Below are 24,331 nucleotides of genomic sequence, written 5' to 3'. Positions count from 1 at the left end.
CTGGTTACTTTACTTTCTTCTAGTTTGGATTTTTTGAGATAGGAACACTAAAGCGAAACAACACTCTTTATCTCTTCCAAAACCTCGGCGTTAGCGATAGCCCCGAGGTTTTCTACATTTTTGCCATTGATCACCTGTTTCACAGCCAACTCCACCAGTTTGCCAGAGCGTGTTTTTGGCACGTCGCTGATCGCAAATATCTGGCTTGGCACGTGTCTTGGCGAACAAGAGGATTTGAGTTTGCTTTTGATGGCTGTCAGTAACTTTTCATCTAAACTCACACCTTGCTGCAGCTGAACAAACAGCCATACCTGTTCATTGCGGTCGATGTTTTTACCGACTGCTATCGAATCGATGATGCCGTCAATGGTGTTCACTTGCTGGTAGATCTCGGCAGTCCCAATTCTTACCCCACCGGGGTTGAGGGTGGTGTCGCCTCGACCGTAGAACAGGTAGCCACCATGCACGCTCTGTGCGACTTCATCACCGTGATGCCACACATTATCGAACCTATCCCAATAGGTGCTGTGATAGCGCTCTCCGGTGTCATTCCAAAAGCCAGCGGGGAAGTTGGGTAGGGAGTTTGTACACACCAGTTCGCCACGTTCATGATTAACCTTGTGGCCAGACGAATTGAACACTTTGATGTCGACGCCGAGCCCGGCCTGTTGGCACTCACCGCGATACACTGGCGAGATGGGATTACCTAAAACAAAGCAGCCACAAATATCTGTCCCTCCAGAAATTGAGGCTAAATGCAGGTCTTGCTTGATGTGTTTGTAGACGTAATCGAACTGTTCTGGATAAAGCACAGAACCGGTCGAGCACAGTGTTCTTAAGTGAGGAAGAGAGTGACTGTCGATCGGCGAGAGTTCTGCCTTCTCAATCGCTTCTAGATACTTGGCTGAGGTGCCAAATGTCGATACGTCTGCACGCTGTGCCAAGTCCCACAGTACATTGGGTTGCGGATAAACCGGGCTACCATCAAAGATCACCAAACAAGCACCGCTCGCGAGCGCAGATACGTGCCAGTTCCACATCATCCAACCACAAGTGGTGTAGTAGAACACGCGATCTCTCGGTTTAATATCGCAATGAAGCTGATGCTCTTTTAGGTGGTTGATGGTAGTGCCACCAACCGAGTGAACAATACACTTTGGCTTTCCGGTGGTACCGGAGGAATAGAGCACGAACAACGGTTCATTGAAGCCGACACGAGTAAATCGAAGAGGTTTTGTCTGATAGTGATTAATGATGCTGTGCCAGCTTAGAATCGACACATCATGTTCAACTTTTTTCTTCTCTAAATCGTTCCTCTCTAAATCGCTCTTATATAAATCATTGTTCGGTTTCAAATAACCGATCTTACACACCTGTTTTAGCTCGGTTAAGTGCTCGATGATTTCACGGTTCTTGCCCGCCATATCGAACGTTTTGCCATTGAAGGTGTAACCGTCACAGGTGAACAGCACCTTAGGTTTCACCTGTCCGAATCGCTCAATCACACTCTCTACTCCAAAATCAGGCGAGGTCGATGTCCAAATCGCGCCTAAGCTGGTGGCGGCTAGCATGGCTATCACGGTTTGTGGCAGATAGGGAGTATACGCAGCAACTATATCACCTTGTTTCACTCCGCTATCGACAAGCCATTGCTGAACACTAGAGACAGCTTCACACAGGGTTTCCCATGTATAACTCTGTTGTTCGCCACGTTCGTTCTCAAACCAAATCGCAAGCTCGTTTGGCAACGTTTTTGCTGAATGCAGTAAGTTTTCGGCGTAGTTAACTCGAGCATTCGGAAACCACACCGCATCGCGATTCGATTTCGGCTGCTGCCAGCGGCTCCCACCTTGAGCTTTGATGGTCTCGCTTTCTGCCTTGTTAATAGAGTCTTGTGAGCCGACTACTCCACAAAACTGCCATACGTTTTGCCAAAATGATTCCGGATGTTCCACAGACCATTGATGGAGTTCGGTGTAGCTTTTTACGTCCCTATCTAGGTTTAACCCAGACTGTTCAAGGCTATCGATAAATCGGGTTAAGTTGGCATCGGCGATACGCTGCTCGCTAGGGTGCCAAATTGGCTTATTGCTCTCGTGCATTCCTTTACCTTTAACAAAAAGTTAACGATTTCAGTCTGGTATTTAGGTTTTACAAAGTCAAAAGATCAGAAAAATAAGGGTTTGTCGTAATTGTGTAAATAAAATGTTACACGATCGCCCGTTTCGAAAAATCGCGCAAATTGGCGCTTATAAGGAGTGGAGATAGGCTTAAAGTGAGACATTCGAAAGGAGGTGTGTAATGACTCAATATCATTCTAAGCCCGTGAGCCAAGAGGGATGGGTTGAGTGGAGCCTCGAAGAAGACGCTATTTGGCACGACTTAGTGAAAAGGCAACTGGACGTGATTAATGACCGCGCATGCGATGCTTATTTGCACGGTTTGACCTTGCTGGATCTACCATTAGACAGAGTTCCCCAGCTGCCAGAGATAAATAAAGTGCTAATGGAAACAACCGGTTGGCAAGTTCAGCCTGTGCCTGCATTGATCGATTTCGACCGATTCTTTGATTTGCTCGCCAATAAGAAATTCCCAGTTGCGACATTTCTGAGAACGCGAGACGAGTTCGATTACTTACAAGAACCTGATTTCTTTCATGAAATTTTCGGCCATTGTGCCATGCTCACTAATGCCGATTTCGCGGCTTTCACTGAGCATTATGGAAAACTAGGCCAAGCCGCCACATCTAAACAGCGCGCTTATCTTGCCCGTTTGTATTGGTTTACGGTTGAGTTCGGTTTAGTAAAAGAAGGCCAACAACTGAAAATCTATGGCGGTGGCATTCTTTCGTCTCCAGCGGAAACTATGTATGCGTTGGGAGGGGATTTGGCGGTTCGCGAGCGGTTCGATCTGCAGACGGTGTTAAGAACTCCTTATCGAATCGACATCATGCAGCCGAAATATTACGTGATCGACGAGCTATCTGAGCTCTTTAAAATCAGTCAGGAAAACCTATTACAGCAAGCTGATCTCGCCATAGACGCGGGGTTACTACCACCACTTTTTGAACCCAAGGAACCAACACATGTTGAATGAACAAAAATGCGAAGCCTGCAGTATCGACGCGATTGCCCTAAGTAAAGATGAACAACAATCTTTACTGTTGGAGTTGTCCGACTGGCAGATCATCGAAAGAGACGGCATCCCGCAGCTTGAGAAGGTGTTCAAGTTTAAGAACTACAAGCAAGCATGGGCATTCAGCAACATAGTGTCAGAACTGGCAGAAGAAGAGTTCCACCATCCTTCGATCTTATTGGAGTGGGGCAAAGTCACCGTCACTTGGTGGAGCCACTCAATCAAAGGCCTGCACAAAAATGACTTCATCTGCGCCTCACGCTGCGATGTGTTCGCGGTGAGTGAATAGTTTTGTAGGTTAGGAGTTACTCTTGCAACCTCTGTGATGCGATTAACTCATTATTCGGCTCATAATGTGAGTTGAATAATTGCCTTAAACAGCTCATAGTATGAGTTGAATAAGTGATACTTTCGCATCATGGGGTGTAATATGTGGATTTGGCAGCAAGATAATTGGCCAAACTTTGTTTGGGATAATCAGAAAATAGGCGTGAGGTTAAGAGAAGTACGGCTTAATCAGGGCATTCTATTGGGCAAGATTACCTCACAGTCGGCAGATCAATCCCAAACCATGCTCGACACCTTATTAGCGAACATAGTCCATTCCAGTGCGATTGAGGGAGAAAAGCTTAATGCTTTCTCGGTCCGGTCTTCTTTAGCCAATAAACTCGGTGTCAGTGAAGATCGACCTTTTCCAACGACAGAACAAACCGATGGCCTAGCTGAAATTATGTTGGATGCGGTGCAGAACCTAACAGAGCCACTAGCGCTTGATAGGATCTTACATTGGTACGATAGACTGTTTCCTCAAGGCTACACCATGTTTAACCCTGTAGTTGGAGGTCAGCTACGAGGTGACGCTCCGATGCAAGTGGTATCAGGAAGAATTGACCGCCCAACCGTGCACTTTGAAGCGCCTAGCCGAGACATTCTTGATGCTGAGCTAGATACATTTATCAAATGGTTTAATGATTCACTTACCGACGCCACACTCGATCCTCTATTGCGAGCCGCAATCACTCACCTTTGGTTTATCACCTTACACCCGTTAGATGATGGTAATGGTCGTATTACTCGATTGTTGACCGACTTGGCGTTAGCACAGGCCGAGCAGCAGTCGGTACGCTTCTATGCGATGTCGGTGGGAATTCTCGCTAACCGCAAGCATTACTACGAGATATTGGAGCGAACCCAGAAAGGGGGACTCGATATTAGCGAATGGTTGATGTGGTTCTTAGATACGTTAGACGAGACGTTTACAGGGGTTTTCGCTGAGGTCGACCAAACTGTATATAAGACCAACTATTGGCGCAGCATCGACCAAACCAAGCTTACAGCAGAGCAAGTAAAAGTGCTGAATAGGATGCTCGATGGTGATTTTTCAGAAGGTATCAATGCCAGCCAATATCAGAAAGTAGCAAAGGTGAGTAGTGCCACAGCAACACGTCATTTGAACGCTTTGATTGAGCATGGCTGCTTAGTTAAATCTGGTTCTGGTGGTAGAAGCACGCGCTATCTGTTGCCGGAGTAGGGCTCACTTCAATTTATATACTTAAAGGTGCTGAGAATGTTGGCAGTTCTTTAGCCACAGAAGGTTGTTAAACGAGCCAACTTATAGGTTAAATCTCGCTCCTTCTTTTTACTACTATTAAAATGTGCAAATACAATGACAAATGAAGAAATACAATTATATAACGATATAGTTAAGTCTGGGTTTCCTGTATTAGGGACATTATGTGGTGGTTTAGTTGGTGCAGCATCAACTTATCTTTTAACAAAGTTGAATAACGACAATGACGAAAAGAAAGACGCTCAAAAGCTGCGGAATGATCTGTTAATGAAAACTGCAAATGATGTAGCAGAATTTGAGCATTTAATGGCGATTTATACGACTACATTAGCGAATTATCTAAGAGATCAAGTCGATGACGGCTCTTTGAAAACAGCTTACCTAAATTCATTCAATAGTAATCTAACTTTGCGTAAGGCTAGAATGAATCTCCATATTCTCGGAATGGAAGCATCGTTAGAGTTATTAGAAGGGTATGTTGAGGCTACAAGAGAAGTGCTAGCTTATGGAAAGCGGTTAGATATAAAAAGAGCTATTGAACTAAATCAGAAGATATCTAAGGGTCCAATTTTATTCTATCAATCATTATCGATCGATCCTTAACGCCTTTTTGTTGTTTAGCAAGCTAACTTTCAAAACTCTGCTTTTCACTTTTTAGTTGCTCTTCACCAAACGCACTTTCCCAAACTAGCTTGACCTGCATCAGCGACTTGCTTGGTTTCTTGTCTCATAAACCCTTTCTGTTACTCATAGTATTGGTTTTATGAGGCTGCTCTATGATATATTTCTCGGCCAAGTGTATTACAGACGAAGGCTAATAATGTCTATCAACCTTTCACTCCTTCCACCCAGCGAGAAAAATAAAATCGAACTGGATAAGCAAGCATCGTTTCTTGTATGGAAACTGAAGCAAGCGAAATGTGGCCCTGAAGCCATTGTTGAAGAAGCAATGAAGCTAGGTGACCCAGAAGAAAAGGCTTGGTTTGATCAGTCTGTAGAAAAATACAAACGGGTAATGGGTGTCGCATAAACGCAGACAAACCTTGCCCAGCAGTGCTGTAGAATTGAAATGACACAGTAATTTGCTAGAATTTGCACCGTTAATTGAATCAGAGAGAAGATCCCGATGGGAAGAAGTTTTGAAGTGCGCAAGGCCTCAATGGCGAAAACTGCAGGCGCAAAAATTAAAGTTTATTCTAAATACGGTAAAGAGATTTACGTACTGGCTAAGAACGGCAGCTCTGACCCAGACATGAACCTACCTCTTAAGCACCTGATTGCTAAAGCGAAGAAAGACCAAGTACCAGCTCACGTTATCGACAAAGCGATCGATAAAGCGAACGGCGGCGGCGGTGAAGACTTCCAACCAGCTCGTTACGAAGGTTTTGGCCCAGGTGGCACAAGCGTAATCGTTGACTGTCTAACTGACAACGGCAACCGTACTTTCCAAGACGTTCGCCAATGTTTCGTTAAGACTGGTGCGAAAATCGGTGTTGAAGGTACTGTTTCTCACATGTTCGCTCACCAAGCTGTATTCCAGTTTAAAGGCGAAGACGACGAGATCATCCTAGAAACGCTAATGATGGAAGACGTAGACGTGACTGACGTTGAGCTAGAAGACGGTGTTATCACTGTATTCGCTCCAACGACTGAGTTCTTCAAAACGAAGACTGCACTAAACACTGCGTTCCCAGAGCTAACGCTAGACGTTGAGGAAATCACTTTCGTTCCTCAAACAACTACGCCAGTAGCTGAAGAAGATTCTGAGAAATTCCAGAAGTTCTTAGACATGCTTGACGACTGTGATGACGTTCAGCAGGTTTACCACAACGCTGAGCTGTAATATCAATCTATAATTGATAGCTTTGCTCTTGTGAGTAAATGTAGAATACAAAAAACCGAGCCTAGTGCTCGGTTTTTTTATGGCTGTAATTCAGTCGTTTACCCATGAACATAGCTTTTTTACCGTATCTTTTTGATCGCAGAACCTAGACTATAGCTCCTTAACATTAGCCCTTGATCATCGTTCCGTGATGTCAGGTTCGCAAAGCGTTCTTGGGCGACAAATCCATGCTGAGAATTTTCTGATCAAAGGAAGCACGGTGAGGTTGAGTGTGATGGCACACGGCCAAGCGATGAAAAAGCTTTGCATCCAGATTGACGGCCACTCGGAGCTGAATCCCATTTTGTAGCCAGAAATTAACCCAGACATGATGGTTGCCATGGTGAGTGAGGATAAAATCGCGGTTACCCAAAATTGTTTTTTGCTCATATATGTTTCTCCCGTGATTTTCTGATGTTGATGAGATAAGGTTACATTTATCCATTAATGAGAAAAATAGGCACATGTAGAAATATGAATTCCATATTTGGAAACATTGATGATCTGTTTTTATTCTGTGCAGTGGTTGAAGAGGGCTCTTTGCTATCGGCTTCGAAACGGCTGCAACTCCCTGTGTCGACTATGTCGCGTCGGCTAACCGCATTGGAAGATCGCCTCAATATCCGACTTTTAGAAAAGAAAGGTCGAGAGCTGGTGGCCACCAAAGACGGTGAGGCCGCGTTTGCAGCGCTGAGCAGCGGCATGGAGTCGATTCATCATGGCTTTAATAGCTTGCTCGAAGAGCGTGACGCTATCCAAGGCAAGATAAAGCTCGCCGTGCCTCATAACTTCTACAGTGGCTTTCTAGGGTCGACGGTAGAGCAATTCCTCACTCAGTATCCAAACGTTCAGCTCGACCTTACTCTGAGCCAGCAGCAGCTCATTCCACAGACTGATCGTGACTTACTGATCACGTTTAAGATCTCGGACATGGAAGGCATGATTGCTCGACCGCTGTTTAAAGCCAAACACGGGTTTTATGCAAGCCCAGAATACTTAGATTCGCGTGCAACAATAGAAAAACCCGACGACCTAGAGCTGCAAGATTGGATTAACGTCGATGATGTGTTTGATATGCCGCTCTACAAATCCGACCGCTTAGAGCAGATGATCACGATTAAACCTAAGTTCATCGTCAACGATATTCATGCGGTGGCGGCAGCAGCGCAAAAAGGTTTGGGGCTTGCTTCATTGCCTTTTCGTCATGTATCCCCTGAGATGAATTTGATTCAAGTGCTCCCTGAGTATCATCGGGGTGATCGCCAAGCGTATTTAGTGTACAAAGAAAGAAAATATCAGCCAAAGGCTTTGACCCTGCTTATTGATGCACTGATTGAGAGTGTTCGATCTTTTCATAGCGATGGTTTGGTCAAATAAAAGGAGAAAGAAATGAAAGTAAGTTTTATCGGGCTAGGCGTTATGGGTTTCCCAATGGCAGGCCATCTAGTCAAAGCCGGTTTTGAAGTAACGGTATTTAACCGCACTCACAGTAAAGCGCTAGACTGGGCTGATAAACACCAAGGTAAAGCGGCAGAATCTGTGGCTGAATGTGTAGCGGAAGCTGACGTGGTATTGGTTTGTGTGGGCAACGATGACGACGTACGCAGCATGACAACCAGCGAAACAGGCGCATTGGCAGCGATGAAGCCAAACGCGATTCTTGTCGATCACACTACAACGTCTGCAGTTCTGTCTGAAGAGCTTGAAGTGGCAGCGAAGCAAGCCGGTATTCGCTTTATGGATGCACCTGTATCTGGTGGCCAAGCGGGCGCAGAAAATGGCGTGCTAACCATCATGTGTGGTGGCGAACAAGCGCTTTTCAACGACCTTCAACCTGTGTTCGAAGCTTACGGTAAGTCGTCAGTTCTTATGGGTAAAGTCGGCCAAGGCCAACGCGCGAAAATGGTTAACCAGATCTGCATTGCAGGAGTGTTGAATGGCTTATCTGAAGGCTTAGTGCTTGCTGAAAAATCAGGTTTGGATATCCCAACTCTGGTTGATTGCCTTAAAAACGGCGCTGCTGGCTCATGGCAGATGGAAAACCGTGCTACCACAATGGCACAAGACAAGTTCGATTTTGGCTTTGCAATTGATTGGATGATCAAAGACTTAGGTTTCTGTCTAGATGAAGCTGAGCGCCAAGGCATCCAGCTTCCACTGACTGAAAAGACCAACAACGCCTACAAGGCACTGTCTGCCGAAGGACAAGGCCGCATGGATACATCAGTATTGATGAAAGCCGTGGTTGAAGAGACAAAGAAGTAGAAAGATCGAAGTAATAGGAACTTCGTTTAGATAATTAAAAATAGCCGCGGATTAGCGGCTATTTTTTTTGTTTGAGCTCTGCCGAGTGCGTTAATCCAAAATAAATCCCCTCCTAGCCTCCCCTTGATTCATATGTAGATCCCTTGCTGATCGTGGAGAGGGGAGGAATAGAACATCGATCGTTAAAAGTGTCGATATATGTTCAGTGCTAAAGAAAGTTCTCCCCCTCTGCTAAAGATCTAGAGATATTGATGAACCCAGATTGAGGGGGAGTTAGAGGGGGAGGTAACTATGGCTAATTATGCGAATAGTGTTCGTCTAGTTCCTATAAGGTTGAGACCCCACTCACACCGCCTCTCAACCATTCACTCCTTATAATTACCATTCGTCGCATTGGTAAAACTGCACGACAAATTCTAGTTAACCTTTCAACGTCAACATTTGAAAGGGATTAGAAATCATGACTACTTCACACTCATTTAATTCAGGCTCTACAACTTCTGTGCTTACGCGTTCATTGCTGATTGCTCTTGTTTCGTTTGCACCGTCGTTAGCTTTAGCGAACCCGAGTTCAGACGTGCTCGATATCTACAACCAAGCGGCGCAAGGCAATGAAGACTTGGTTGAGGTGGCTTATGAACGCCTTAATGACACGCTGCAACAAGACGGCGCTACGCCACTGACTTTAGTTTATTTAGGAAGCACAGAAACCCTGATGGGGCGTGATGCGTTCTTACCTTGGAACAAGATGAAGTATGTGGAGAGAGGCTTATCAACCATTGATAAATCACTGGTGCTGCTGAAAGACGAAGACCAACCAATTCATGAACAACCCCGTGTTCAAGGGCTGCCAGATTCTTACCTAACTCGCGCAATGGCCGCCGTTACTTACACCTCTCTGCCAGACATGTTTAATCATTTCGATCGTGGTTATGACCTGTTCCTCGCGTTACTCGCGGAAGATGATTTCCAACAGCAACATTTCGCTGCGACATCGTGGATTTACCGTTACGCCATTACTGCATCGATTCGTGCTGAGGACTTCGAGCAAGCACAGGTGTGGCTTGAAAAGATGGAAAACACCGATGCTGGCAACATCGAGACAATGACGGCGAAAGCCCTAATAGCGAAAGCCAAATAGCGGTTTACTAAAGCTCATTAACAACTGCGAACGCTTAAAAATTATGGGTCAGCGGAGGACAAAGGAATGATTGAATTTAAAGATATCTGCAAAGCATATGTCACGGGCGGTCAACGTGTTGATGCATTAAGCGGGGTCGATGGACATATCCGGCGCGGTGAAATGGTGGCGTTGTGTGGCCCGTCTGGTTCAGGGAAAAGCACACTTTTGAATATTTTGGGTTTGTTGGATATGGACTATCGAGGACAGATCAATATTGATGGCCAACCGTATCCGACTGAGCAAATCGCCGCTGCGCGTTTTCGTCGTCAGTCGCTGGGTTTTGTGTTTCAGCGCTTCAATCTGGTTCCAGTGATGACGGCACTTGAGAACGTGGCCTACCCATTGATGTTGAACCAATGTTCGAAACAAGAACAGCAGACCAGAGCACAAGAGATGTTGGAGCGTGTTGGGCTAGGCGAATATGTACATCATCGCCCAGACAATCTTTCAGGCGGCCAGCAGCAACGTGTCGCGATAGCCAGAGCGCTAATCCACAACCCAAGCTTAGTCATTGCCGATGAGCCGACCGCTAGCTTAGACAGTCACACCGCCAACCTTGTGATCGACATTATGAAAGAGCTCGGCCATGAAATGGGCACCACCTTTATTGTCGCAACGCATGACCCAAGAATGGCGCAGCGTTGTGACCGAGTCATTGAACTTATCGATGGTCAACTGGCACTACAAGCCACAGCAATGGAGGCAATCTCATGGGCAAGTTAACACAAAGAATGAGCACTTTTTTGCTTCCTACCTCGGTGCGTTTGGCGTGGCTTAATTTATTGAGAAACGGTCGCCGTAGTCTGCTTTCGGTATTGATCATCGCAATTGCCGTATTTGCGCTGACCTCGGCTGGAGGTTATGGGCTTTATACCTATGAATCTCTGCGTGAATCGACCGCGCGCGATACTGGTCATCTTACTTTGAGTACGCCGGGATATTTTGAGCAAGATGAAGACATGCCGCTGAGCAATGGTCTAGACAATGTTCAAGCCCTAACCAAGAGCATTATTGGCGACAGCGACGTGCGTGGTGTGCAGCCTAGGGTCTATTTTAGCGGCTTGGTTTCTAACGGCAGCAAATCGACCATTTTTATGGGAACGGGTGTCAATGAGCGTGAGTTCGACATGAAAGGTCCTTTCTTAGATGTGCGCAGCGGTCAGACCCTCTCGGATGTGAAATCGCCAAGATACGACAGCCAAGAGCCACAAGTGATGCTGGGAACTGACCTTGCTCGTAATCTCAAAGTTGCCGTTGGCGATTGGGTGACACTGCTCGCCACCACCAGTGACGGCGCATTGAACGCTTTTGATTTTAAGGTGCAGGGTATTTACTCGACAGGAGTGCCTGAGCTGGATAAGCGTCAGTTATACGTACACATCACCACTGCCCAAGAGCTTTTAGCGTCAGATAAAGTCAGCACCTTGTCGGTCTTTCTTTTTGAAACCAACAAGACTTCGACGGTTCAACAGCGCATCCAATTGGCTTTGGACAAGCAAGTTGGTCAACAGGGCTCAGATATTGAGCTCACCCCATGGCAAGGTCGCGCGTTCTTCTACACCAAGGTTAAAGACCTTTACGACCGTATCTTCGGCATCATGGGCGCAGTGATGGCATTGGTAGTGTTCGTATCTTTGTTTAACACCATGACCATGTCGGTGACGGAGCGAACTCGTGAGATTGGCACTTTGTCGGCACTTGGCAGTTACCCTTCTGAAATCGTGGCGGGTTTTCTAAAAGAGGCGGGCTTACTGGCGGTAATTGGCAGTGCGATAGGCGCACTAGTGAGCGGTTTAGTGTCGGTGTTATTGCTGGTGATTGATGTGCAAATGCCACCACCTCCGGGAAGAACCGAAGGTTACCCACTCAATATTTACTTCTCATTGGAATTGGTTGGTTACGCCACCTTGGGTGTACTGACGATCTGTTTGCTAGCCGCTTATTTCTCTGCTCGCAAAGGCGTAAATAAGCCAATCACGGAGGCGCTGGTTTATGTATAAATTTACTCGTTCACTCACTGTTTTAGGTTCTGTATTGGTTTTGGTTCTAGCATCGGCACCAAGCTGGGCTATCGATTCACAGCAAGTTACCGAGATGATTGCTAAGGCAGACAGCTACCGTTTGAACAGCGAACAGGCATCAAAAGTGGTATCTCTGGTCGCGCTATATCAAGACGAGCAACTAGACAAAACCCGCGAATACAACGTCTACACAAGACCAAACCGAGAGTCGCTGGTCGTGTTCAAGTCGGCGGTCGAGGCGGGTCAAAAGATGCTGATGATAGAGGACAACTATTGGTTACTGATGCCGAAATCGCGCCGACCTATCCGAATCACACCAATGCAGAAACTCTTGGGTGAAGCCTCGGTAGGCGATATTTCAACGCTGACGTGGAGTGAAGATTACCAAGGTAAGTGGGTTGCCGAGCAACAGGTTGAGAGGTCGACTGGCGAGACACTCGATACTTATCATCTAAAGCTAACGGCGAAAACCAAGGGGGCGAGTTACCAGTCGATTGATCTGTGGTTAACAGCAGACCGTGCATTCCCAGTTAAAGCGGATCTGTATCTGCGTTCTGGAAAACTGGCGAAACAAGCTTGGTTTACTGAAGGCGTGCGTGATGGATTACCAACAGTGGTGTCGATGACCTTGCTCGATAAGATTCAGCCGAGTAAGAAAACCGTGATTGAGTACCGCGAGGTGAGTGAACAAGCCTTGGCTGACAAATACTACAACCCTGCTTACTTATCGCGTAACAGCGTGTCTGGGCTGTAGGTGAGCGTCATGAAAGCTTCCAATTGCCGATTCCACATAAAGCCTTCAATCGCTACTTTGCTTGCTTTGTCTTGTGTGAGTAACACGATTCAAGCGGACGACCTGAGCTTGGCGTGGGATTGGCAACTCAGTGCAGAAGTGATTGAATCGAGAGAGTCACCATTTAGCCCTTTAGCGTCTGATAATCGTCAGTCTTTAAATGGCTTGCTGGATCTAGAGGTTGGATATAACAATTGGCTTGGTCTGTTCGCAGTTAAAGCCAACGATATTTTGAGCAACGATCCACAGGGGAATGAGGCGAGCTTTGAATCGGAATTCATTGTGCGCGAGCTGTTTTGGCAAGGTGGTGTTGAACTGTCTAATTCAGCGTTCGGTGACCACTATCTTGATGTCACGCTTGGCAAGGTTCGTTTGGATTGGGGCGTGGGCTATGGCTATCGACCGTTAGACATCATCAAACCTTATCGACAAAACCCAGTGGGCATTGTCGCAGAAGAGGGCGCAGGTGTTGCCTCGGCGTCACTGTTCGATATGACGGGCGAATGGACACTGCTTTACAGCGATTCGTCATGGACTTCCCAAGACGTAAATGAATTCGAAAAGCAGAATCAGCAACAAGGCTTTGGGATACGTCGTTACAATCTGGTTGGCGACCACGAATATCAATGGATCGCTTATTACGACGATGTACGCCACGGCTTGCTTGGAGCGAGCTTGGTGTCGGTATTAAATCTCGCGTGGGAGTTTCACGGTTCGATGGTTTATCAGCGACAAAGTTTGGGTTACAGCCAGCCTAACTCACTGCATAAACCGGTTTATCTAGAAGAGCAGGGCGAGGCTTACCAAGCCTTACTCGGACTGATATGGGTCAACGAGACGGGCCACAATGTGGTACTGGAATACTGGTTTGATAGCCGCGCTTGGCGTGACTCTGAGTGGCAAAGCGCTTTAGAGAATGCGGAATCTTTGTCGGTTAATCCGATGACATCTTCGTTGGTAGGTTCTTATGCGCAAGGCTATCAGCACGCCAATTTGGTTCAACACAACATCATGTTTCATTGGTCTCTGGATTCGACACATGGCTGGCTTGAAGATATCACGCCAACATTCGATGTCATGTTGTCTCCTCAAGATGGCGGTTTTATTGCGACTCAGTGGCTCAATTATCAGGCTTTAGATAATGGCAATTCATCGTTGGATTTGGAACTTGCTGCACGCTTTCTAGGTGGTAAAAGTGATTCTGCTTACGCCAGTTTACCCGATAGTCATATGATTCTCTTAAATATCAAAGGACGATTTTAATGGACACTTCTTCAAACAGTCGATTTTCATGGATTAAGAGTTTCGCGTTCACCACGCTATTTTGTGTTCTTATTGCAATTACAACCCATACGATTTGGGGCGGCGGATTAACGGTTAACCTGGCAATCAGTTTTGGCTTTGGCTACAGCGCCGTGGGTTCTTCTTTCATCTTGGTGAAGTTGTTTAAGAGGACATCTCGAACGCTTGAGGTGGGTATCTCAATGGTGATCGCGATGACCTTTGGTACCTTGAACGCACACTATTGGTTGAACGGGTATTTCGGGGCTAATATCTCGGACCTTAAATCTGTAGTCTTGCTCGGTGTGATCTTCTGTTCGGTTTGCTATTACTATTTCTATACTCGGGAGCAGCAGTTACGTGCCGATAATGAATTGGAAGTGGCCAAGCGTCGTCAGGCCGACCAAGAAAAGGTGGTGGTGCTCAGTCAGCTTAAACAACTGCAAAGCCAAATTGAACCGCACTTCTTGTTCAACACGCTTGCGACCATCAATGTATTGATTGAGAGTGACAGCGCGAAAGCCAAGTTGATGCTCGAAAAACTCACCGACTTGCTGCGTGTAACTCTGAAAAACAGCCGCACCGAGCAATCGACCATCGCACAAGAGGTCGACTTGTTAGACGCTTATCTTAATATCCAAAAGATACGTTTGGGTGAGCGCTTAGCGTTTTCGATTGAAACACACGAAATTAGCGATTTGCAGGTGATTCCACCGTTCTTGATTCAACCTTTGGTCGAGAATGCACTCACGCACGGCATCGAGCCCAAAGCCGCTGGTGGCCAAGTGAATATTCGTATTACTCAACAAGCACAGCAGCTAAAAATTGAAGTGGCTGATAATGGCGCTGGGTTGAAAACGCCTTCTGCGAATACGGGTCACGGTGTTGGGTTAAGCAATATTCGTCAAAGAATCGAAACCCTGTATGGTGATAAGGCGAGCCTAACGATTACTGAACACGCTGAAGGCGGGGTAGTCTCGACGATCTTGTTACCGTTGACTGAGGCAGCCGCCTAGAATTACAGATCAGAAAACACCGAACAGTGACGCAAAATAGACGATTTACAGTGTGAATTTAAAGGACTAACCATGAACAACCCAACAGTACAGCCGAGCGTAACGGCGATAATCGCAGACGATGAAGCACTGTTAAGGCACCACTTAGACAAGAGCCTTGCTGAGGTTTGGCCGGAGTTAGAAATCGTCAGTAAAGCACAAAACGGTTTGGAGGCGATGGAGAGTATTCAGCAGCTTAAGCCCGACGTGGCTTTTCTCGATATTCGTATGCCGGAACTGGATGGTATCTCTCTGGCGAAACAACTCAACAAGTTAGATTCACCGCCATTGATTGTGTTTATCACGGCTTATGACGAATACGCGGTCAAAGCTTTTGATCACAATGCGATGGACTACCTGCTTAAGCCAATCAATGAAGAGCGTTTACTGGCCACATGTCAGAAAGTGCAAGCGCGTCTGTCGAGCAATCAAACACAAACAGGTACCACGCCAGAACAGCCCGATATCACGGCGTTAATGGCTCAGCTTCAACAACTATCCCAGTCGACGTCACAGCAAACGCAGCCTCCTTATCTATCGGAGAAAAAGTATCTCACATGGCTCAAAGCCAGTGTAGGGGAAGACATTCACCTAATCGCCGTCGATGATGTCGCTTACTTCAAAGCAGAAGACAAGTACGTGTCTATATTTAAGAAGGGTCAAGGGGGATCGCTAGAGGAGTATATTCTTCGCGTGTCACTAAAAGAGTTGATAGCGCAACTCAATCCTGATGAGTTTTGGCAAATCCACCGTTCAGTGGTAGTGAAAGTTTCCGCCATTGATAAGGTGAAGAAAGGGCTCTCAGGTCAGATGTCGGCGTATGTGTCAGGGGAAAAGCTACCGATCAGCCGTGCCTCGCAAGCGTTGTTTAAGGGTATGTAGAGAACTGGCTGAAATTTATGTAGCTTATTGATTTTAAATAGATGTAGTTAGCGAGTCTAAAATCGATTTAATAGGCTCTTATCTAAATGCCTATTTAAATGAGCACAGCGATCTTACATAACGATTGGTGATTTATAAAATAAAGATCCAGATCACAAAGATACTCATCAGGTTCAATATTAAATAATAATCGTTAGCTCAATCTGTATATTGTCGATGAATGACATTAAGAGGTTGTTATGAAAACATATTATTTAGCGACGGCTCTATGCCTCACCTTAGTTGGCTGTAGCTCAACATCAAAAACTACCGAAACGCCAATCCAGCCGGATCCGGCATGGACTTCAGGCCAACTAGAAAATGGCCTTACTTATCATGTTTATCAAGATCATGAAGAATCCGTATCTGTTCGTTTAGTCGTGCACGCCGGTTCGATTCAAGAGACTTCTCAACAAGAAGGCTACGCGCACTTCTTGGAACACATGGCATTCAATGGCAGTAAAAACTTCTCTCAGAACGATGTGATTCGTCTATTCGAAGACGCAGGCGCTAGCTTTGGTGCTGATATTAATGCCTACACTTCTTATGAAGAGACGGTCTACCAGTTAGATTTGCCAGATAACATCCAATTGCAGTCTGCTTTGACGTGGATGCGTGACATTGGTGATGGCCTGGATCTATCAAGTTCAGAAGTCGAAAAAGAAAAAGGCGTGGTTCTTGGTGAGTTCCGTATGGCTCGCCTCGATGATAAGTCATTCGGAGATATATATTATGATTACTTCGTTGAAGGCGGCCCGTACGAATCGCAAGATGTATTAGGGACTAAATCGTCGATCGTGAATGCTACTCCTCAAGGCATCAGCAACTTTTATCAGACTTGGTATCAACCTCAAATAGTTGAGCTGGTCGTTTCTGGTGATGTGGACATCAAAACTGTGATTCCACTTATTGAAGAAAAGTTTTCTAGCTGGGAGCGTGGCGATACGCCGAGACCAAAGAAACAGAAAACGACCTCATTCAATGAAGATGATTATGTTGAGTACGCAGGAAGAGAAGCGCCAAGCATCACTCTGACGTTTAACCGCGGTTCAAATATAGTTGAAAATCATGCTCAGCAGAATCAACGCAGGTTAGATGAAACCGCTCAGCAATTGATTCAACGACGATTAGAAGCGGTGTTCAATGATGCCGCGTTCCCGACTCAATGGATTGCATCTGATAGTTATCGAATGGGCGCTTTTTACTATTCGTCAATAAGTGTTGGGTTTCCGGCTGGAGACCGTGAAGTTATCCAACAAGATCTGCTTTCTACATTGGCATCATTGCGTGATTTTGGTGTTTCGGAAACGGATATTGCTGGCGAACTGTACTACTACCAAGACTTGCTGGATAACATCGAGCATAACTGGGATAAAATGGACAGTGTTGAACACGCGAATTACAAAGTGAGTGCGTTAGTCAATGATCGAATAGTCCAATCACAGAAAGATTATCAAGCAAGCTTGGAAGCTTTCATCGCTAACTTGAGCCTTGAAGTGATTAACGACAACATCAAGAATCTACTTTCTGATGATTACTTTATTGTTATTGGGATGGATGACTCCGAAGACAGAACCGCGATCATCAACTCTCTCGATAGTTTAAAAGCCACGTATAGCGAGGCGGGAGTTGCGCCGCTTGCGATTGGAACAGCCAGCGCTTTTGCTGTACCTAGCTCGCAAGGCGAGGTTGTACTTGCTGAACAAATGTCTATTGACCCATACATCCAAAAGTGGACGTTAAGCAATGGCATCGACATGTGGTACCTGCGTGATTATGAGGCAGGTGATGATGTTGGGGTGATGTACATGAGCCTCGGCGGAAAAGCCGCTTTGGATCCGAGCTTGTACCCAGCTGTTGAGGTTGCGTTACCTACCTTCGCTCGAAGTGGTGTCGGTGAGTTTACGGGCTCTGAGCTTTTAGCGTACTTTGATCGTGAAAATATTAGCGCCGATTCTTTCATTGGTAATACTCGTCATGGTATTGAATTTAATATCAATAAAGACGGACTTAAAGATACGTTTGCTGCGCTTTATACCTTCATAACTGCGCCTAAAATTGTTCCCGAGCAGTTAGAGGCAGTGAAACAGGAGTTTGTACAAGGTCAAGAATCTTTCTTGAGCAGCCCTGTCGGTCAGTTTGAGCGCGCAAGAAACCAGAATATCTATCGTCAAGACAGTGGCCACCTCTTTGTTGATAAAGAACGTGTTGAAGCGGTTTCTGTGGAAGACGTCGCTAATCTTCATCAGCAATTGTTTGGTCAAATGAGGCATAACCAATTGGTGATCGTGGGTGACATCGACCCAAGTGAATTAAAGCCTTTGGTTGAGCAATACTTGGCTTCGATTCCATTAGAAAAAGCTGAGGTTCCTGAATTTAAGGTGGCTTACAAGCAGCCATCTGAATCACGCATTGATTTAGCGATCAACAATGTGAATAGTGCAGAGTACATCTTACGAGTCATCTCTGAACCTGAAACCGAAACCGACCAAGGCGTAACGGCAAAAGATATCTTCACGGAAAACTTGCTAGAACGACTGCTGGCGGCTCGTTTAGATGCTTATATTCGTGAAGAGTTGAGCTTAGATTACTCGCCATATACGTATTCATCATCCGCAGATAGTGAGCTGAGTGGTGAGTGGGTTATCGGGGCGATGGTAGCGCCGGAGAACGTTGACCAAGTTGAAGTGGCGATCGATAAAGTGATTGCAGACCTTTTACAAGGCGTCTCTGAAAAGGAAATGCACGCAGTCGTGAAACAGTTTGAAGCGGACTTCACGCCTCTCGAGACGAGCTCTATTGACCAAGCATGGTATCTGTCTCGTTATTTACTTCATGGTTACGATATCGAAGCTTTGTCTCAAGTTGAGCGAGTGGCGAGGTCGATCACTGCAGAAGACATGAATCAATTTGTCCAACGCATCTTTGGTGAAAATAGCCGTAAGGTTAAGAACATCATGCGTCCTAAAGCCTAAAGCCTAAAGCCTAAAGCTTGAAGCCAATAGAAAGAGACAGCTGAAAGCCAAGCGAGCACCGCTTGGCTTTCTTGTTTTTCTACTATTCATAACATCTATCCATCACCAGTTGTTAAGCCGTTTTAGATCTATGTAAATCTAAATTGCGAGGGTGCTTAATCGGTTGCATCGAATCATTTTCTAAAAAAATGTTTTAAATCAAGACAGCGTTTCATTTGTATTGTAGATTGACGATCTACGAGAATGTTGTTTGGATATTAGATTGCTTAAACTGGGTACCCGATTAGTCTTAATGTTGTTTTTACTGAGCTTTGGCTTAGTGAATTCTAACGGCTATTCGTTTCCTTCTAAGCCATTTCAAATATACTCGGCTCAAGAGCAATCTTCACAGAATGAACAATCTTCCTCGATAAAACAGTGTAAACAAGCCGCTACGGATAACCCGTCGAGCTACTTTGAGTGCAACAAAGCTCAGTTTGGCACCGATCCTTCTGGTGACAGTTCCAACTATCACGACACAGAGTCGAGCCTCCAAGCTGCAAACTTCAGACGTATGCTCAGTAACGAGCAAGAAAGCGTGGCCGATCTTGAGCCAGCTTATCATTTACTGATTGACTTCTCTCCCCCCTCAATACTGGCTTCTCTGCTTTTCAACACACCATTGTTGGATTCCAAGCAGCACTGGACCAGCATTGTGAGTTCTCCGTCCTCCCGGCTTGCTGGGTGGAAAGAGGGCAACATCCAATACTCGCATTTCCGAGAACTTCTCAGCTAATCGTTTGACCCTAAATTGGTCGTATCGATGGTCACTTGTGCCCGTTGAACTCGCCAGTTAATCAAAACAAACATAGCGACATCAGCTTTAGCATCACTATCTTTCAATCAGCTTGTTCTGGTCGTGATTAGCCATCGCTCGTGTTCGCAAAATATTAGACATACCAATCGTAGTAAATAACTGGTCACCCTAGCTGGTTAAAATGCTCGATCACTGCTTTTTTCTGGTGCTATTTTTGAGCACGTATTTACGGTGATTGGTAGAAAGAAGAGATCTTGACTGTGAAAAAACGCATTCAAAGAAAACAAATAAACCACTACTCAAAGTGGAAATACGTGGTGCTTATCGCCACTATCATCATCATGGTTCTGAGTGCTTTACCTTCTTGGTATGGCGAGAATGCGTCGGTTCAAATTAACAACCGTTCTGAACAGACCATCGATGCTAGCCAAATTACCCAATACCTTGCGAGCGAAGGCATTCAAGCCAAATCGGCATTTCAAAAAGACCAACGTTTAGTCGTAATCTTGGAAGACGCAGAACAACAAGCGAAGGCTAAAGAGGTGCTGAATGAGCGCCTATTGGACAACGCGACAGTTGCGCTAGCGATGGAGCCAGCAGCTCCGAAATGGCTGACTGACATGGGTTTTGCGCCGATTCAGCTAGGCCTTGATTTACGTGGTGGTGTGCAGTTCCTGTTAGAAGTAGACATGGAACCGGTTTACCACGCACAAGCGCAATCTGTAGTCGATGAAATCACCAGCCAAGTGCGTTATGCACGCGGTAAAGTGGTGAACAACCAAGTTGAGTTTAACTTCCGTACTGATGCCGATTTCGAGAAAGCACAGAAACTGATTCGCGAAGAGTTCCCACAATGGCAACGTGACCGTTCAGATAAATCGCTAACGTTAACTCAGTCTGAAGAAGAACAAAGAACGCTACGCAACCTAACGGTTCAACAAAACCTGCAAATCATGCGCAGCCGTATTGAAGAGCTAGGCATCACTGAAGCATCGATTCAACGCCAAGGTGAAAGCCGTATCCGTATCGAATTACCGGGAGTACAAGACCCTGCAGCCGCGAAAGATGTGATTGGTGCTACGGCTTCATTAGCGTTCTACTCTGTGTACGACAACGCAACGCGCAATACTCAAACTCTGAAAGATTCAGATGGTAATCGTGTCGTGGTTGCTCGCAAAGCAGTGCTGAGCGGTGAACACATTATCGATGCACGCAGTGGCATTGGTGAGATGGGCAGTGCAGAAGTAAACATCACGTTGGATTCTTCTGGTGGTAAGAAAATGTCTGAGTTTTCTCGCCATAACATCGGCAAGCCAATGGCGACCGTTTACAGCGAATACAGCCGTGACAGAGCCGGTAACAGCGAAAAAACCAGCGAAGTAATCAGTGTGGCGAACATCCAATCTCAACTGGGTAGCCGCTTCAGAATCACTGGTGCAGGCAGCATGGCAGAAGCACAAGAGCTTGCTCTATTGCTACGTGCCGGTTCATTAACAGCGCCTGTTACCATCATTGAAGAGCGTACTATTGGCCCATCTCTGGGTGCTGAAAACGTAACGAATGGCTTTGCTGCTTTGGCTCTTGGCCTTGGTCTGACTCTCACGTTTATGGCGCTATGGTACCGCCGCCTTGGTTGGGTCGCGAACTGTGCATTGGTGGTTAACATGACCACGTTGTTTGGTTTGATTGCCTTGCTACCGGGTGCGGTGTTAACTCTGCCGGGTATTGCGGGCTTGGTACTGACCGTCGGTATGGCGGTAGACACTAACGTGCTTATCTTCGAGCGTATTCGAGACAAGATGAAAGAAGGGCGCAGCTTTGCTAGCTCTATCGATCGTGGTTTCGATAGCGCATTCTCGTCAATTTTCGATGCTAACGTCACCACCATGATCGTTGCTGTGGCTCTATACACCATTGGTAATGGACCGATTCAGGGCTTCGCTCTGACTCTAGGCTTAGGTCTTCTAACCAGTATGTTCACGGGCATTTTTGCTTCACGAGCGATCATCAATTTGGTTTGGGGGCGTGACCAACGCCACGATGTAAGGATTTAAGCATGAGTACTTCAAAAATGACTATTTCAGACCGCTATTTTTCAAATAGCTATATTTCGGATAAGAATATGACTCGCCTTCGTAAGGTGATGTCTGCGATATCTATTGTGCTGTTCATGAGCTCTGTGCTGCTGGTGGCGGTGAAAGGTTTTAACTGGGGCTTGGACTTCACAGGTGGTGTGGTTGCTGAGGTTCAGCTCTCTGATCAAGTCACCAAAGATGCGTTAAAAACAAAACTTGATACGGCCTTCCAACAAGATGTGCAAGTGGTTGGTATGGCAGAGCAGGATCGCTGGACTATTCGTTACAGCCAACTGACAGACGCCCCACAGCCAAACTTAGTGGATGCTTTGTCATCGGTAAGTGACCAAGTAAAAGTACTTAACAGCAGCGTGGTTGGCCCTCAAGTGGGTCAAGACATGGTTGACCAAGGTGGCTTGGCGGTATTGGTGTGTTTCCTAATGATCATGCTGTACCTGAGTGTACGGTTTGAATGGCGTTTGGCTCTGGGTGCGCTTGCTGCGATCATCTATGACGTGACGCTTATCTTGGGTTTGTTCGCTTTTACTCAGTTTGAGTTCAACCTGACCGTGTTGGCGGCCGTGTTAGCGATTCTCGGTTACTCATTGAATGACTCGATCATCATCGCCGACCGTGTACGCGAAATGCTGCGCGGCAACCCAAACGGTGATACTGATAACCTGCTTAACGAATCGGTTAAAGCGACCTTCTCACGCACCATGGTGACTTCAGGAACAACGCTAATTACCGTATCAGCGCTTTGGCTACTGGGTGGCGCTGCGCTGCAAGGTTTCGCTATTGCACTCGTGGTTGGTATTGTCAGCGGTACGTGGTCTTCAGTGTCTGTCGGCATCACACTGCCTAAGTTACTTGGCTTACAGCCTTGTCACTACCAAGTGAAAGCGCCAGTAGAAGTTGAGGGTGAGTATCCTTAGTCAAGCTAAGCTAGCTTATGCACGCTAGGCCGATTTACTTACGCTATTAACCCAAATCAATAATAAAAGCCCCTGAACTCACTTAACCCCCTAAGTAAGTTCAGGGGCTTTATTTTTATATAAGAGTCAACTGGTTAGAGAAAAGTGAGCCTATTTCAAAAAACGATGGATTGAGCAGGCAAGCCCTCATGATATGAAGTATGTTTAGATGACGTTAGTAGAAATGAGGCAAGGGAATGGAATATCGACATCAATGTCATGTAGGGGACCATGGTGATGCACTGAAGCATCCAGTATTGAGTGCACTTGTTCAGTCATTAATGCAGCAGCATTCAGGCCTCAACGTTATCGACACGCACTCAGGTACAGGGTGTTATGACCTCACCACCGCACCAAGTAATCATGCCGGTGAGTTTGCTGAAGGGGTCGGGTACTTGTGGCGCAATAAGGCTTATCTTCCTCCGGCATTCGCTTCTTTTATGTCGGTACTGGAATACTACAATCCGAATCAACTTATCTCTTTGTATCCGGGTTCTGCCGCCATCACTTACCAACAAGGTCGCAGCCAAGATAGTTTCTATTTTTCAGACATTCAGCAAGATGAAGCTGATTTACTGCAAACTAATATCGATAAGTTACAGTGTGACTTGGGTATTTCAAGCAAGCTTACGATTAGCGCAGGTGATGGGCTTAAAGCGTTACCTGATGACGTAGCTAAACATGACAATCATCATCTGATTGTTATCGACCCACCCTATGAAACCGATTCAGAATATCTCGCGGTGATTGATGCCTTAGTTAAGGCATATCAGCAGTCGGAGAAAGTATCTGCACTAATTTGGTACCCGCTCTACACGGATGATAAGAGCTCACTGATTCTGAATCACTGCGTGACAGCGGTAAAAGATGGCTTGCTACCAAGTCCGATCAAGTCGGAACTTCGCCTTAGAGAGCCCAAGGGTGATGATCGCCTGATCGGCAGTGGTTTGCTATTGTTCAATCCACCACAAGGCATTGCTGGAACAGTGGCTGATACTCTGGATTACTTACATAGTCAGCTCGCAACCAATGGTGAGGGTTATTGGCAAATGAGAAGTCTATAAATCTGATTTATATGGGGTTTATGATGAATTTCTAGACGCTGTTCACTAAATCACTGTTATTTATATGGTTTAAATTGACCAAACGCTAACTTTTATCGATTGATTAATTGCAGTGAATCATTTAAAAATAGAATATCAATGCGCACAAGTGCATAATGGCTCATAAGTTAAATAATTAGTCCCAGATTAATATCAGATTGTGGTTTACCCCCTAAACTGCATTAGGCTCGCACTAGTCATGCGAGCCTTTCTTTTGCCTGAAGGAAAATCTAAGGCAGTTCTATCAATTTAAGATTCACTACAACACTGGATAATCGATGTTAATGCCGTTCGGATAAGCA

The 24,331-nt window shown here is 45.9% G+C and carries 22 protein-coding genes; 20 read left to right on the top strand and 2 right to left on the bottom strand.

Features of this window, described 5'->3' with window-relative positions; all coding sequences use genetic code 11:
* Positions 1-47: 47 nt before the first annotated feature.
* Positions 48-2,102: an acetoacetate--CoA ligase gene (locus AB4558_RS20530; RefSeq protein ID WP_372073615.1), complete on the bottom strand. Its 2,055-nt coding sequence runs from the start codon at positions 2,100-2,102 to the stop codon at positions 48-50.
* Between the two features lie 199 nt (positions 2,103-2,301).
* On the opposite strand from AB4558_RS20530, the gene phhA reads away from it, so the two are divergent.
* From phhA to AB4558_RS20500, 6 genes are all read left to right on the top strand, one after another.
* Complete coding sequence (gene phhA / locus AB4558_RS20525; protein ID WP_017065113.1) at positions 2,302-3,096, top strand: phenylalanine 4-monooxygenase; 795 nt, start codon at positions 2,302-2,304, stop codon at positions 3,094-3,096.
* Positions 3,086-3,424: a 4a-hydroxytetrahydrobiopterin dehydratase gene (locus AB4558_RS20520; RefSeq protein ID WP_371725521.1), complete on the top strand. Its 339-nt coding sequence runs from the start codon at positions 3,086-3,088 to the stop codon at positions 3,422-3,424. The genes phhA and AB4558_RS20520 overlap by 11 nt, the downstream gene beginning before the upstream one ends.
* 141 nt (positions 3,425-3,565) lie before the next feature.
* A complete protein-coding gene (locus AB4558_RS20515; protein ID WP_372159055.1) occupies positions 3,566-4,666 on the top strand; it encodes a Fic family protein in 1,101 nt (366 codons plus the stop codon).
* 135 nt (positions 4,667-4,801) lie between these two features.
* Positions 4,802-5,308, top strand: coding sequence for a hypothetical protein (locus AB4558_RS20510; RefSeq protein WP_017066729.1), 507 nt, complete (start codon positions 4,802-4,804; stop codon positions 5,306-5,308).
* A gap of 217 nt (positions 5,309-5,525) precedes the next feature.
* A complete protein-coding gene (locus AB4558_RS20505; RefSeq protein WP_004732615.1) occupies positions 5,526-5,735 on the top strand; it encodes a DUF3283 family protein in 210 nt (69 codons plus the stop codon).
* 96 nt (positions 5,736-5,831) lie between these two features.
* A complete protein-coding gene (locus AB4558_RS20500; RefSeq protein ID WP_017057670.1) occupies positions 5,832-6,548 on the top strand; it encodes a YebC/PmpR family DNA-binding transcriptional regulator in 717 nt (238 codons plus the stop codon).
* 177 nt (positions 6,549-6,725) lie between these two features.
* Here AB4558_RS20500 and AB4558_RS20495 read toward each other — a convergent pair whose 3' ends face one another.
* Positions 6,726-6,977 (bottom strand): DUF2798 domain-containing protein, encoded by a 252-nt coding sequence (locus tag AB4558_RS20495; protein WP_372073619.1) that lies wholly within the window; start codon positions 6,975-6,977, stop codon positions 6,726-6,728.
* Positions 6,978-7,061: 84 nt separating this feature from the next.
* Between AB4558_RS20495 and AB4558_RS20490 the strand changes: the two genes are divergently transcribed.
* From AB4558_RS20490 to rlmJ, 14 genes are all read left to right on the top strand, one after another.
* Positions 7,062-7,964: a LysR family transcriptional regulator gene (locus tag AB4558_RS20490; RefSeq protein WP_171732657.1), complete on the top strand. Its 903-nt coding sequence runs from the start codon at positions 7,062-7,064 to the stop codon at positions 7,962-7,964.
* Positions 7,965-7,976: 12 nt separating this feature from the next.
* Positions 7,977-8,852: an NAD(P)-dependent oxidoreductase gene (locus AB4558_RS20485; protein WP_017070192.1), complete on the top strand. Its 876-nt coding sequence runs from the start codon at positions 7,977-7,979 to the stop codon at positions 8,850-8,852.
* 460 nt (positions 8,853-9,312) lie between these two features.
* Positions 9,313-9,993, top strand: a complete 681-nt coding sequence (locus AB4558_RS20480) for a hypothetical protein (protein ID WP_372073621.1) — start codon at positions 9,313-9,315, stop codon at positions 9,991-9,993.
* Between the two features lie 66 nt (positions 9,994-10,059).
* The gene (locus AB4558_RS20475; RefSeq protein ID WP_372073623.1) at positions 10,060-10,758 is read left to right on the top strand and encodes an ABC transporter ATP-binding protein; all 699 of its coding nucleotides are present in this window, start codon (positions 10,060-10,062) and stop codon (positions 10,756-10,758) included.
* A complete protein-coding gene (locus tag AB4558_RS20470) occupies positions 10,746-12,035 on the top strand; it encodes an ABC transporter permease (RefSeq protein WP_372073625.1) in 1,290 nt (429 codons plus the stop codon). Before AB4558_RS20475 ends, AB4558_RS20470 begins: the two co-directional genes overlap by 13 nt.
* The gene (locus AB4558_RS20465; protein ID WP_102320954.1) at positions 12,028-12,810 is read left to right on the top strand and encodes an outer membrane lipoprotein-sorting protein; all 783 of its coding nucleotides are present in this window, start codon (positions 12,028-12,030) and stop codon (positions 12,808-12,810) included. The genes AB4558_RS20470 and AB4558_RS20465 overlap by 8 nt, the downstream gene beginning before the upstream one ends.
* Before the next feature lie 9 nt (positions 12,811-12,819).
* Positions 12,820-14,112, top strand: coding sequence for a hypothetical protein (locus AB4558_RS20460; RefSeq protein WP_372073627.1), 1,293 nt, complete (start codon positions 12,820-12,822; stop codon positions 14,110-14,112).
* On the top strand, positions 14,112-15,146 hold the full coding sequence (locus AB4558_RS20455) for a sensor histidine kinase (RefSeq protein WP_372073629.1): 1,035 nt from the start codon (positions 14,112-14,114) through the stop codon (positions 15,144-15,146). Before AB4558_RS20460 ends, AB4558_RS20455 begins: the two co-directional genes overlap by 1 nt.
* Before the next feature lie 72 nt (positions 15,147-15,218).
* On the top strand, positions 15,219-16,067 hold the full coding sequence (locus AB4558_RS20450) for a LytTR family DNA-binding domain-containing protein (protein WP_017066907.1): 849 nt from the start codon (positions 15,219-15,221) through the stop codon (positions 16,065-16,067).
* Between the two features lie 239 nt (positions 16,068-16,306).
* A complete protein-coding gene (locus AB4558_RS20445) occupies positions 16,307-19,081 on the top strand; it encodes a M16 family metallopeptidase (protein WP_372073631.1) in 2,775 nt (924 codons plus the stop codon).
* Between the two features lie 292 nt (positions 19,082-19,373).
* Complete coding sequence (locus AB4558_RS20440) at positions 19,374-19,856, top strand: hypothetical protein (RefSeq protein ID WP_372073663.1); 483 nt, start codon at positions 19,374-19,376, stop codon at positions 19,854-19,856.
* A gap of 275 nt (positions 19,857-20,131) precedes the next feature.
* A complete protein-coding gene (gene secD, locus AB4558_RS20435) occupies positions 20,132-21,931 on the top strand; it encodes a protein translocase subunit SecD (protein ID WP_017065097.1) in 1,800 nt (599 codons plus the stop codon).
* A gap of 2 nt (positions 21,932-21,933) precedes the next feature.
* Positions 21,934-22,887 carry a protein translocase subunit SecF gene (secF, locus tag AB4558_RS20430; protein WP_372073633.1) on the top strand — a complete coding sequence of 318 codons (954 nt, stop codon included), beginning with the start codon at positions 21,934-21,936 and terminating at the stop codon, positions 22,885-22,887.
* 236 nt (positions 22,888-23,123) lie between these two features.
* Entirely contained in the window at positions 23,124-23,990 is an 867-nt protein-coding gene (rlmJ, locus tag AB4558_RS20425; RefSeq protein WP_372073635.1) for a 23S rRNA (adenine(2030)-N(6))-methyltransferase RlmJ, read from the top strand.
* Positions 23,991-24,331 lie beyond the last annotated feature (341 nt).

Origin of the sequence: Vibrio sp. 10N.222.51.C5, assembly GCF_041474575.1 — a bacterium.
In the GTDB taxonomy this organism is placed as follows: domain Bacteria; phylum Pseudomonadota; class Gammaproteobacteria; order Enterobacterales; family Vibrionaceae; genus Vibrio; species Vibrio crassostreae_C.
This window is presented reverse-complemented; position numbering and strand designations above follow the sequence as displayed.